The following is a 12,741-nucleotide window of genomic DNA, read 5'->3' as shown; positions in this document are numbered from 1 at the left end:
GAGCTAGCTTTCCGGTACGAGGAAGATCGCTGCCAGCGGCGGGATGGTCAGGCTCAGCTCGGGCGTGGCGCCCTCGGAAGCACGGACCTCGCCGATATTGCCGACATTGGTGCCGCCGTAATGCGAGGAATCCGAGTTGAACACCTCGTGCCATTTGCCGGCGAACGGCACGCGGACGCGATAATTGCGATAGACGTTGGGCGAGAAATTCACGACCACGAGGCAGCGTGCGCGCGCATCATTGCCCTTGCGGATCCAGGCGAACACATTGTTGTTGGCATCGTCGGTTATGACCCATTCGAACCCGGCCTGGTCGCAGTCGAGCTCATGCAGCGCCGGCAGCGCGCGGTAGAGCCGGTTGAGGTCGCGGACCAGGTTCTGGATGCCGCTGTGCTTCGGCTGTTGCAGCAGATGCCAATCGATCGAGTAGTCGTGATTCCACTCGCGCTCCTGGCCGAACTCGCAGCCCATGAACATCAGCTTCTTGCCGGGATGGCCGAACATGAAGCTGTAATAGGCGCGCAGATTGGCGAAGCGCTGCCAGTCGTCGCCGGGCATGCGGCCGAGGATCGAGCGCTTGCCGTGCACGACCTCGTCGTGGGACAGCGGCAGGATGAAGTTCTCCGAAAAGGCGTAGTGCAGGCCGAACAGGATGTCGCCGTGATGGTGCTTGCGGTGAATCGGGTCCTTGCCGATGTATTTCAGCGTGTCGTGCATCCAGCCCATGTTCCACTTGTAGCCGAAGCCGAGCCCGCCATATTCGACCGGACGCGACACCTGCGGCCAGGCAGTGGACTCCTCCGCCGCGGTCGTCGCCTGCGGGAAGTGTGCGAACAGCTCGGTGTTGAAGCGGCGCAGGAAATCGATCGCCTCGATGTTCTCGCGGCCGCCATATTTGTTCGGGATCCAGCCGCCGGCCGGACGGCTGTAGTCGAGGTAGAGCATCGAAGCGACGGCATCGACCCGCAGCCCGTCGACGCCGTAGCGGTCGAGCCAGAACAGCGCGTTCGACACCAGGAAATTGGTGACCTCGGTGCGCCCGTAATTGTAAATCAAGGTGCCCCAGTCGAGGTGGCGGCCCTGCAGCGGATTGGCGTGCTCGTAGAGCGCGGTGCCGTCGAAATTGCCGAGGCCATGCGGATCGTCGGGGAAATGCCCGGGGACCCAATCGAGCAGCACGGCGAGGCCGGCGCCGTGACAGGCGTCGATCAGCGCGGCGAAATCGTCCGGCGAGCCGAAGCGGCTGGTCGGCGCGAACATCCCGGTCGGCTGGTAGCCCCAGGAGCCGTCGAACGGATGCTCTGATATAGGCAGGAACTCGAGATGGGTGAAACCCATGTCGCTGGCATAGGCCGGCAACTGCTCGGCCATCTCGCGATAGGTCAGCCACTCATTGCGGCCCTTGCGGCGCCACGAGCCGAGATGCACCTCGTAGATCGACATCGGCGAGCTCAGTGCGTTGACGCGATCGGGCGCCGGACGCGGATGCGGGATCTTGCGCTCGTCGATCACGATCGAGGCGGTCTTCGGCCGTACCTCGGCGGCAAACGCCAGCGGATCAGACTTCAGCGGCAGATGCTGGCCGTTGCGCCCGATGATCTCGAACTTGTAGTGGTCGCCGACCCGTGCCCGCGGGATGAACAGCTCCCAATAGCCGGGGCCGCGCACCCGCATCGGATGCCGCCGTCCATCCCAGAAATTGAAGTCGCCGACCACGCTGACTCGCCGCGCATTCGGCGCTAGCACCACGAAGCCGATGCCGTCGACACCGTCGAGCGTCATCGGATGCGCACCGAGCGTGTCGTAAACCCGCTGATGCGTGCCTTCGCCGAGCAGATAGAGATCGAAATCGCTCAGGATCGGCGGAAAGCGGTAGGCGTCCTCCAGCTCGACGACGTTGTCGCCGAATCGGGCGCGGAGCTGGTAGCGCGTCGAGCCGTTCGGCAGGGGGCCCGCGAACAGGCCGGCATCATGGATCCGCGCCAGCGGTGCGGTTTCGCCATGCTCGCCGATCGCCTCGACATTGGTGGCATCAGGCAGGAAGGCGCGCACGACGTTGCGATCCCCCTCGGCGTGCAGGCCGAGATAGTGGAACGGATCGGAGTGGCGACCCTCGATGATGGCATAGGCCTCGGCGGGCAGTTTGTTCATGCAACCTCATGCGGCTGTTGCGCCAGAAGTCTCAACAGGCCAGTCAGCGGGACGCGGAGCCAATCCGGGCGGTTGGCCAACTCATACTCGATCTCGTAGAAGGCTTTCTCAAGCAGGAAAAAGTTGAGCAGGCGGTCGGCCGCCTTGGCCTCATTGGGCCAAAGCCGCTGCCCGGCCATGGTCACGCGGTAGGCCGCCAGCAGGGTATCCGCTGCCTGGTCGCGCCATTCGGCCAGAGCGAGGCTTAACCTGCCGCTCTCGTCGGGGAAAACTTTGAGCGCCCGTTCCAGCGCCGCGGTCGCGGCATAGTCGATCGAGCGGATCAGGCCGGCGACGTCTCGCGCAGGCGGGGCCTTGCGGCGCCGCTCGGCGATGGTGCGGCCCGGTCCGCCGTCGAAATCGATGATGAAGACGTCGTCCTTGACCACCAGCAGCTGGCCGAGATGCAGGTCGCCATGGTGGCGGATGTTGAACCCGTCAGTGTCGCGCGGCAGCAGCGCCTTGAGCCGCTCCGGCAGCATATCGTGCTGGGCCTGCAATTGATCGGCCAGCAGCCGCTCGGCCTCCTTCAGGGAACTGCGGCGCTGCTTCAGCGTGTCGAACACGCGCTCGGCGCGCGCCACGATCTCGTCGATCCAGCGCTGCAGGTCCTCGGACCTGGTCGGCTCGGGGGCGAACTCGGGCAGATCCCGGTTGCTGGCGAGCGCGATGTGCAGCTCGGCGAGACGCTTTCCGGCATGCGCCATGTGGCGCAGATAGGTTGCCTGATCGCCGCCGTTCTCGGCGGGGCCTTCGCTCGCGGCGAGCAGGCGCTGCCGTTCGACGAGGCGGTCGAGGTGCGAGGCGGCCACGGTCCATAGGTCGCCCTGGTTGACCACCATCGCATGCAGCACCGCGATCGCGCTGCGCTTGTCGCCCTCGACCAGTTCAGAGGTGCCGAGCAGGGCCGGGGTGTTCGGAAAGTTGACCACTTCGGTGAGGAAGCGGCCCATCTCGATCTCCGGATTGATGCCGACTTCGAGCTTGCGGTAGATCTTGGTGACATATTCATTGTCGACCAGCGCGGTCGAATGCGGCTGATCGTTCTCGAACACGCGGATGCGCTCGGGCTGCCGTACCGGCCGGTCGGAGAAGCGGCTGGTCGGCCGGAATTCGAGCTTCAGGCCCTGCTCGCCTTCATCGACCGTGAGGTTTTCGCGCAAATTGCGCAGGAACAGGCCGGTGAAGATCTGGTCGGTGGCGACGTCGAGCAGCGTGCCCTCGCGCGCGCCCTGGCGCACGGCGGCGAAAGCGCGCGGGTTGTAGCGTTCGCGGTCGAACCGCACCCATTCAATCTGCATCGGCAGCACGTAGCGGCTGGTGGTGCCGCGTTCGGTGGTTTCGAAGAAGATCAGCCAGGGCCGGTTGTCGCCGACGTCGCAGAACGGGATCGCCGCCACCAGCGTCGGCTGGATCGCCTTGGCGGAATGCTCCGGGTACCAGCGCATCCGGGCCAGATGGCCGGGCAGCACGTCGTGCTCGAACACGCCGCGCTCCCGCGCCAGCGACGTCCAGGTCGAATTCAGCGGCACCACCAGGGTCTCGAATTCCGGCACCGCGCGCGGCGTCACCGGCTCGGACTTGTCGCGCTCCTGCAACTGGAACCAGTAGAAGCCGTAGGGCGCCAGCGTGATCATATAGGGCAGCTCGCCGATCGCGGGGAAGCGCGTGCGCCCGAGCATTTCGAGCGGGATGCGGTCCTTGAAGGCGGAGAGGTCGAGCTCGGTCGCCTGCGCCGAGCGCGACAAATTGGCGACGCAGAGGATGACCTCGCCCTGATACTGCCTGACATAGGCGAGCACCGAGCGGTTTTCCGGGCGGATGAAGGTCATGGTGCCGCGCCCGAAGGCCAGCGTCGACTTGCGCACCGCGATCAGCCTCTTGGTCGCCGACAGCAGCGACGACAGGCTGCGCGACTGCGCCTCGACATTGACGGATTCGTAGCCGTAGACCGGGTCCATGATCATCGGCGCGTAGAGCCGCGCCGGATCGGCGCGCGAGAAGCCGCCATTGCGGTCCGGCGACCATTGCATCGGCGTCCGCACGCCGTTGCGGTCGCCGAGATAGATGTTGTCGCCCATGCCGATCTCGTCGCCGTAATAGATGATCGGCGTGCCGGGGAACGACAGCAAGAGCGAATTCATCAGCTCGATCTTGCGCCGGTCATTGTCCATCAGCGGCGCAAGACGGCGGCGGATGCCGACATTGATGCGGGCGCGTGGATCGTTGGCGTAGGTCGACCATAGATAGTCGCGCTCGACGTCGGTGACCATTTCCAGGGTCAGCTCGTCGTGATTGCGCAGGAACAGCGCCCATTGGCACGCCGCCGGGATGTCGGGCGTCTGCCTCAAGATGTCGGTGATCGGAAAGCGGTCTTCCTGCGCGATCGCCATGTAGATGCGCGGCATCAGCGGAAAGTGATAGGCCATGTGGCATTCGTCGCCATGGCCGAAATATTCCTGCACGTCCTCCGGCCATTGATTGGCCTCGGCCAGCAGGATCTTGCCCTTGGCATAGGCATCGAGTTCCTGGCGCAGCCGCTTGATGATGGCATGCGTCTCCGGCAGGTTCTCGTTGTTGGTGCCGTCGCGCTCGCACAGATAGGGAATGGCGTCGAGCCGGAAGCCGTCGACGCCGGTGTCGAGCCAGCGCTTCATCACCTGCACGATGGCCCGCACCACGCGCGGATTGTCGAAATTGAGGTCCGGCTGGTGCGAGAAGAAGCGGTGCCAGTAGAACTGGCCGGCCTCCGGATCCCAGGTCCAATTCGACTTCTCGGTATCGGTGAAGATGATACGTGTATCGAGGTACTTCTGGTCGGTATCGCTCCAGACGTACCAGCTGCGCGCGCTCGAATTCGGCGGGCTGCGGCGCGCGCGCTTGAACCAGGCATGCTGGTCCGAGGTGTGGTTGATGACGAGCTCGGTGATGACGCGCAGGCCGCGCTTCTTGGCTTCCTGGATGAAGCGCTTGAAGTCCTTCATGGTCCCGAAATCGGGATTGATGTCGCCGTAATCGCCGATGTCGTAGCCGTCGTCGCGGCCGGGCGAGGGATAGAACGGCAGCAGCCACAGCGCGGTGACACCGAGCTCCTGCAAATAGCCGAGCTTCTCCGTCAGCCCGGTGAAGTCGCCGATGCCGTCATTGTTGCTGTCGGCGAACGCCTTGACGTGCAGCTGGTAGATGATCGCGTCCTTGTACCACAGCTGGTCCGCGGTCTCGGTCGCGACCTTCGCCTCGGCGTTGACGGAGGAGAATACGTTCATGACGGCTCCTTCAGGCGACACAGCGCAACAGCAACGCGGGATCGCGCGCAGGATCGAGACGCAGGCGGATGCCTCCCCATTCGAGCGCATGACGCTCGCCGGTGACAAGGTCTTCCACGTCCGTGGCGGGGCGGCGGTCATCGCCGCGGCCGAGCATGACGTCGCCGAGCGGAAGCCAGACCTCGCGCGGTTCTGACGACAGTGCAATCGCGGCCGCGATCACATTGCCCTGATCGGCCGCCTCCTTGACGAAGCCGATCACGCCGCCGTCACCGACATTGATAAAGCGCAGATTGGCGAATTGTTGCAGGGCCGGATTGTTGCGCCTGATCTGGTTGAGGGTTGCAATGTAGAGCTTGATGTTCCCCGGCTTGTCCCAGTCGCGCACCTTGATCTCGTACTTCTCGGAGTTGAGATACTCCTCGCGGCCGGGCACCGGCGCGTGCTCGAGCAACTCGAAGCCGCTGTACATGCCGTAGCTGCTTGAGAGCGTCGCGGCCAGCGCGAGACGCGACTTGAACATCCAGGATTCGCCGCTTTGCAGGTGGAAGGGCAGGATGTCCGGTGTGTTGGCGAAGAAATTCGGCCGAAAGAAGTCACGCTCGGGATACGAGGTCAACTCGCCGAGATACTGCTCGAGCTCGGCGCGCTGCGTGCGCCAGGTGAAGTAAGTATAGGACTGCGAGAAGCCGAGCTTGGCGAGGCCTTTCATCAGTTTCGGCCGTGCGAAGGCTTCCGACAGGAACAGCACGTCGGCATCGCGATCCTGCACCTCGCGGATCAGCCATTCCCAGAATGCCAGCGGCTTGGTGTGCGGATTGTCGACCCGGAAGATTTTCACGCCCTGCTCGACCCAGAACAGCACGACATCGCGCAGCGCATGCCACAACGCGCCGGCATCCTCGGACCCGAAATCCGGAGTGACCACGTCGTCCCAGCGCTGCGGGGGGTGTTCGGCCGCGCGCATCGATCCGTCCGGACGCCGCTTGAACCATTCCGGATGCTCGGTCAGCCAGGGATGATCGGGCGAGCATTGCACGGCGAAATCGAGCGCGACCTCGAGGCCGTGCGCCTTGCATGCCACAACGAACGCGCGGAAGTCGTCGAGCGTGCCGAGCTCGGGGTGCACCGCGTCGTGGCCGCCTTCGGTCGAACCGATGGCATAAGGACTGCCGGGATCGCCAGCCTGCGCGATTGCAGCGTTGTTGCGGCCCCTGCGATGCGTCTGTCCGATCGGGTGGATCGGTGCCAGCAGCACGACGTCAAAGCCCATCGCGGCGATATCGGGCAGCCGCGCGATGCAATCGTTGAAAGTCGCGTGCACGCCTGACGTCCGGCCTTGGCTACGCGGAAACATCTGGTACCACGCGCCGCTGCGTGCCCGCGGACGGTCGGCGGTGAGGGGATAGGGCTGCGATCGCATCAGGTCGCGGCGAAACTGGCTGCCGGCCATCGCCGCCTGCAATTCGGGCGCAAGCAGGGCGCCCGGCTCGCCGGTCTGCAGAAAGATTTCACATTGTTTGATGATCACGGCAGCCGCGGCAGGTCCGCCTGCCTGCGCCTGGGTCAGCATGCCGGCGCCCTCGAGCGCGTCCAGCGTGTGGTCGCTGCCGTCGCGCTGCTTCTGCACAAAGCGGTGCCGCCAGCTGGCGAATTGGTCGGTCCAAGCCTCGATCGCGAATGTGTAGCGTCCCGGCCGCTCGGGCACGAAGGCGCCGCCCCAGCGGTCGTCGCTGTGCGGCGTCATCGGAGCGGACTGCCATGCGTCGTCGCCTTCGCGTCGCCACACCAATGCCGCCGATATTACATCATGTCCGTCCCGGTAGATGTCGGCCCACACCTCGACCGGCTCGCCGGCGATACGCTTGACCGGGAAGCGGCCGCCATCGACCGACGGATAGACATCGGTGACATGAAAAGTGCCATGGGCACTCTCGACAGGCCGGAGGGTTTTGTTCACGGTGATGCCGCCATTGAGAATGCAAATGACGTCTCGACGCCGGGAAGGAGGCGCGCCAGACCCAGATAGAAAGCCGCTCGCCGGACAATGGTTCCCGGCGGGAACGCTTGATAGGGTAGAGCGTTGAACATCAACTATTCCTTTCCCGTATCAGTACAATTTAGCAACGATCCCGATACCGTTGCGAGCAAGCAGCGTGCCGAATGGACCTTTACGCCAAAGCCCAGAGCCTGGGAATCCAGACCGAGTATATCGATGGGAGCGGTCACCGCCGTGTGACAACCCCGGAGGCGCTGACAGCGATCCTTGCCGCGCTGCCGCCCCACACGCCGCGGCGGATCGTCATCGACCCCGTGGTCGTCCGAGGCGGCCATGGCGGTCAGACGCAGCTCTCCGAGGCGGCCCGGCTGCCGGTGCAATGGAAGCTCTCCAGCGGCAGCGCGGTGCTCGCGCAAGGCGAGGCACGTGAGCGGAGCGTGACGTGGCCGGCCGGCCTGCCCGAGGGCGTGCATCGCTTGCAGCTCAAGGATGCATCCGGCAGTGAGGAGCTGCCGTTGCTGGTGGCGCCGGACCGTGCGTTCGGCGGCGCGTTCGATCGCTGCTGGGTGATCGCGGTCCAGCTCTACGGCGTGCGGTCCGCGCGCAACTGGGGCATCGGCGACTTCACAGATCTGGAGGGCCTGCTCGCATTCGCGCATCGGCTCGGTGCCGATGGCATCGGGCTCAATCCGTTGCATGCGTTGTTCGACGACCGGCCGGGCGATTGCAGCCCGTATTCGCCGAACAGCCGGCTGTTCCTCAACGCGCTCTATATCGACGTCGAGAAGATTCCCGAATATCGCGTCGATGCGGCGACGCAGGCCGCGCTGGCGCAGCTGCGCAGCCGCGACATGGTCGACTATGTCGGCGTCGCGGCGCTGAAATGGCCGGCGCTGCGCGCGGCCTTCGCGGCCTTCAAGGCCAATCCCGGCCTCGGGCGCTGGCAGGATTTCGAGGCCTACCGCAAGGAGCAGGGCACGCTGCTGTCGCGCTTCGCTTGTTTCGAGGTGGTGCGGCACAAGTTCAACACGCCGTGGTGGGAGTGGCCGGACGACTGGCGGCAGCCCGACGATGCGGCGTGCACGAAATTGCGCTGGGCGCGCGACACCGCCGCCGAGGTCGAGTTCGTCGAATTCGTGCAATGGACCGCCGACCGCCAGCTCGGCGCCTGCCAGGGACTCGCGCACAAGCTCGGGATGCGGGTCGGGCTCTATCTCGACGTCGCGGTCGGCGTGCAGTCGGATGGGTTCGATGCCTGGAATGAGCAGACCGCGATCTCGCGCCATCTTGGCGTCGGCGCGCCGCCGGACCCGCTCAACACCGCCGGCCAGGACTGGGGACTCGCCGGCTTCAATGCCGCGGGTCTCGAACAGCGGTCGTTCGAACCGTTCCGGCAGATGCTGCGCGCCTCCATGCACCACGCCGGCGCAATCCGGCTCGACCACGCCTTCGGGCTGAAGCGGCTTTATCTCGTGCCGCGCGGCTTCGGCCCGGCCAACGGCGCCTATGTGCTGATGCCGTTCGAGGCGCTCTTGGCGGCGACCGCGCAGGAGAGCGCAGCCAGCCGTTGTGTCGTGATCGGTGAGGATCTCGGCACCGTGCCGCCGGGATTCCGCGAACAGATGAACGGCTGGGGCATCTGGTCCTATTTGGTGATGATGTTCGAGACCGACGACCAGGGCGTGTTCCGCAACGCCGACTATTATCTGCCGGACGCGCTGGTCACCTTCAACACCCACGACCTCTCGACCTATGCCGGCTGGCGCTCGTTCAGCGATCTCAAAACCAAGCGCGCGCTCGGGATCGATCCCGGCGAGACCGACCAGGGGCGCTGGGACGCGCTCGGCCGTCTCGACGACGTGCTGCGCCGGCTCGACATCCACCACAACGATTTCTACTCGGTGGTGGGCTTCATGGCGCGGACGCGATCGCGGATATTGGCGGTCTCGATGGAGGACCTGCTCGGCATCGTCGAGCAACCGAACATCCCCGGCACCGTCTACGAGCATCCGAACTGGAAGCAGCGGCTGCCGGTCTCGATCGAGCATCTCGCGTCGGCGATCGATATCGACGCGCTCAAGCGCGCAACCCGCGAGCGGTCGCATGCCTGACAACGCGGAGCACGGCGCGTGGCTTCCCGGATCGAAGACTACGGACTGATCGGTGATTGCGAGACCGCGGCGCTGGTCGGCCGCGACGGCTCGATTGACTGGCTGTGCTGGCCGGCGTTCGATTCCGATGCCTGCTTCGCGGCGCTGCTCGGCACCTCGCGCAATGGCCGCTGGCTGCTGGCGCCAGCCGAGACGATCAAGCGGACCTCGCGCCGCTATCGAGACGATACGCTGATCCTGGAGACGCGGTTCGAGACCAACGGCGGCGTGGTTGAACTGATCGACTTCATGCCGCCGCGCGGCCATGCCTCCGACGTGGTCCGCCTAGTTCGCGGCATCAGCGGCCGCGTCAAGATGCACATGGAGCTCGTGATCCGCTTCGGCTTCGGGGTCGATGTTCCCTGGGTGAAGAAGAACCCGGACGGCGGCGGGCTGCTGGCGATCAGCGGGCAGGACATGACCGTGCTGCGCACGCCGGTCGAGACCCGCGGCAAGGACCTGACCACGATCGCCGATTTCGAAGTCGGCGAGGGCGACACCGTGCCGTTCGTCCTGACCTACGGAGCGTCCTTTCAGCCGGTGCCGGAACCGATCGATCCCGAGGCTGCGCTGAAGGACACCGAAGACTATTGGCGAGAATGGTGCAGCCGCTCGACCTATGACGGCGGAGATCTGCGCGGCCTCGTGATGCGCTCGCTGATCACGCTGAAGGCGCTGACCTTCAGGCCGACCGGCGGCATCGTCGCCGCGCCGACCACGTCATTACCGGAGAAGCTCGGCGGCGCGCGCAACTGGGACTACCGGTTCTGCTGGCTGCGCGACGCCACCTTCACGCTGCTGGCGCTGATGAATTCGGGCTACACCGAGGAAGCGGCGGCCTGGCACAATTGGCTGCTGCGGGCCGCCGCCGGCGCGCCGGCCAACATGCAGATCATGTACGGCATCCTCGGTCAGCGCCGCCTGCTGGAATGGGAGGCCGGATGGCTGCCCGGCTATGAAGGGGCGCAGCCGGTCCGTGTCGGTAACGCCGCGCATGCGCAGCTTCAGCTCGACGTCTACGGCGAACTGATCGACGCCTTCCATCAATCCCGCATGGCCAAGCTCAAGCTCGACGAGGAGAGCTGGTCGCTGGAATGCACCGTCGTCGCTCACCTCGCCGAGGTCTGGGACCAGCCCGACCACGGCATCTGGGAGCGTCGCGGCGCGCCCCGGCACTACGTGTTCTCCAAGGTGATGTGCTGGGTTGCCTTCGACCGCGCCATCAAGAGTGCCGAGCGGTTCGGCTTCAAGGCGCCGCTGGTGAAATGGCGGGTGCTGCGCGAGGCGATCCATCGCGACGTTTGCCGACGCGGCTTCGATCCCGATCTCAACAGCTTCGTCGAAAGCTATGGCTCAAAGCTGCTCGACGCCAGCCTGCTGCTGCTGCCGTCGGTCGGCTTCCTGCCGCCGGACGATCCGCGCATCCGCGGCACCATCGCGGCGGTCGAGCGGCACATGATGCGCGACGGCTTTGTGCTGCGGCACGATCCGCGCGAGGTGTCCGATGAGATCCAGCCGATCGAGGGTGCGTTCCTGGCCTGCAGCCTGTGGCTCGCCGACTCCCATGTGCTCGCCGGAGATGTCGACAAGGCGCAGGCCATGTTCGATCGCGTGGTGGCGGTTGCCAACGATCTCGGCCTCCTGGCGGAGGAGTTCGACTCTCGAGCCGGCCGGCAGACCGGCAACTTCCCGCAGGCGCTGACCCATATCGCGCTGATCAACACCGCGCACAATCTCAGCGCCGCCAGCGCCGGTGCCGGGAAGCCCGCGGTGCAGCGGTCGACCTGATTCTCCCTCTCGCGCCTTAACGGCCGGTCGTCAGCACGACATCCATCGCGCGCGCGAAGCCGTCGTGCTCGTTGGTCTCGGTGACATGCGTGGCGTGTGCCTTGACGTCGTCGCTGGCATTGCCCATCGCAAAGGAGACGCCGCTTCTTGCGAACATCGGCAGGTCGTTCTGCATGTCGCCGATCGTGGCGACATTCTCCAGCGGCACGCCGAGGCGCTTGGCGATGCCTTCGACGAAGGTGCCCTTGTCATGGCCGGGCGGGGTGACGTCGAGATAGTAGGTCTGCGAGCGCACCGCGGTCGCATCATGGCCGACCATCTGCTGCATGTCGGCTTCGCAGCGTTGCAGCAGCGGCGCATCCGAGCTGGCACCGACGATCTTGCAGGCCTGGTCGAGATAAGGCGCGAAGTCATCGACGATGGTCGGATCGTGCTTGATCGCGCGCTTTTCATGCGCGTTGTATTCGCCGTTGGGATTGCGGGTCAGCCAGCGGTCGTTGGTGAACAGCCAGATGTCGATGCCACGCTCGCGGAGCAGGTCGATGCAGCGCTTGGCTGTCGCGGCGGGGATCAGATGCTGTTCGAGTGGCTTCAATTGCGGATCGACGATCGATGAACCGTTGAAGGCGCCGATCGGCAGCGTGATCGCGAGCGGCGCGACCAGGAAGCCCATCCCGATCGTCGGCCGGCTGGAGACGATGGTGAAGCCGATGCCGGCCTCGTGGAGCTTGCGCACCGCCGTCAGGGCGCCGTCGGTCAGGGTCTTGTCCTTGGTGAGCAATGTGCCGTCGACATCGGATACGACAAGGGCGATACGATTCATGGGCGGTCCAGCTTCAATTGATTGACGATGTCTTCGATGATGGTGTCGACCGAACGGTCGATCGCAACAATGATCGGGCGTTCGTCCGGCGTCGGCGGCTCCAGTGTCTTGAACTGGCTCGCAAGAAGTCCGGGCGGCATGAAATGATCCTTGCGCGCGGCCAGCCGCGTCGCGATCAGCTCCTGGGTGCCGTCGAGGAAGATGATGCGGACGTCGTCGCGGCCATGCACCAGGATGTCGCGATAGCTGCGCTTCAGCGCCGAGCAGGCGATCACGGCGCGTTCGCGGACGCTACAGGTGCGATCGATCTCGGCGGCGATCGCGCGCAGCCAGGGCCAGCGATCCTCGTCGGTGAGCGGCTGGCCGGAATGCATCTTTGCGACATTGCTCGGCGGATGGAAGCCGTCGCCGTCCTCATAGCGCCAGCCGATCCGGATCGCGAGGCGGTCGGCGATGGTGCTCTTGCCTGAGCCGGAGACACCCATGACGACCAGCGCGCAGGGATTTTGCCTGTCACCCAAGGTG

The 12,741-nt window shown here is 65.3% G+C and carries 7 protein-coding genes; 2 read left to right on the top strand and 5 right to left on the bottom strand.

Translation table 11 applies throughout. The features are described from left to right. Window positions 1–3: 3 nt before the first annotated feature. From glgB to JQ507_25460, 3 genes are read right to left on the bottom strand one after another with little or no spacing between them, the layout of a single operon-like run. Window positions 4–2,151 carry a 1,4-alpha-glucan branching protein GlgB gene (gene glgB, locus JQ507_25470; protein ID QRI68255.1) on the bottom strand — a complete coding sequence of 716 codons (2,148 nt, stop codon included), beginning with the start codon at window positions 2,149–2,151 and terminating at the stop codon, window positions 4–6. Then, a complete protein-coding gene (treS, locus tag JQ507_25465; GenBank protein QRI68254.1) occupies window positions 2,148–5,456 on the bottom strand; it encodes a maltose alpha-D-glucosyltransferase in 3,309 nt (1,102 codons plus the stop codon). The genes glgB and treS overlap by 4 nt, the downstream gene beginning before the upstream one ends. 10 nt (window positions 5,457–5,466) lie before the next feature. Further along, window positions 5,467–7,416 carry an alpha-1,4-glucan--maltose-1-phosphate maltosyltransferase gene (locus JQ507_25460; protein QRI68253.1) on the bottom strand — a complete coding sequence of 650 codons (1,950 nt, stop codon included), beginning with the start codon at window positions 7,414–7,416 and terminating at the stop codon, window positions 5,467–5,469. A gap of 203 nt (window positions 7,417–7,619) precedes the next feature. Between JQ507_25460 and malQ the strand changes: the two genes are divergently transcribed. Beyond that, complete coding sequence (gene malQ, locus JQ507_25455) at window positions 7,620–9,566, top strand: 4-alpha-glucanotransferase (protein QRI68252.1); 1,947 nt, start codon at window positions 7,620–7,622, stop codon at window positions 9,564–9,566. Window positions 9,567–9,584: 18 nt separating this feature from the next. Beyond that, the gene (locus JQ507_25450) at window positions 9,585–11,393 is read left to right on the top strand and encodes a glycoside hydrolase family 15 protein (GenBank protein ID QRI68251.1); all 1,809 of its coding nucleotides are present in this window, start codon (window positions 9,585–9,587) and stop codon (window positions 11,391–11,393) included. A gap of 16 nt (window positions 11,394–11,409) precedes the next feature. On the opposite strand, the gene JQ507_25445 is transcribed toward JQ507_25450, so the two are convergent. Both JQ507_25445 and JQ507_25440 read right to left on the bottom strand, forming a co-directional pair. Further along, window positions 11,410–12,216 carry a Cof-type HAD-IIB family hydrolase gene (locus tag JQ507_25445; protein ID QRI68250.1) on the bottom strand — a complete coding sequence of 269 codons (807 nt, stop codon included), beginning with the start codon at window positions 12,214–12,216 and terminating at the stop codon, window positions 11,410–11,412. Further along, a complete protein-coding gene (locus JQ507_25440) occupies window positions 12,213–12,701 on the bottom strand; it encodes a gluconokinase (GenBank protein QRI73511.1) in 489 nt (162 codons plus the stop codon). Before JQ507_25440 ends, JQ507_25445 begins: the two co-directional genes overlap by 4 nt. Window positions 12,702–12,741 lie beyond the last annotated feature (40 nt).

Source organism: Bradyrhizobium sp. PSBB068 (assembly GCA_016839165.1).
Taxonomy (GTDB): Bacteria; Pseudomonadota; Alphaproteobacteria; order Rhizobiales; family Xanthobacteraceae; genus Bradyrhizobium.
The sequence above is the reverse complement of the archived record's forward strand: the minus strand, read 5'-3'. Positions and strand labels throughout refer to the sequence as shown.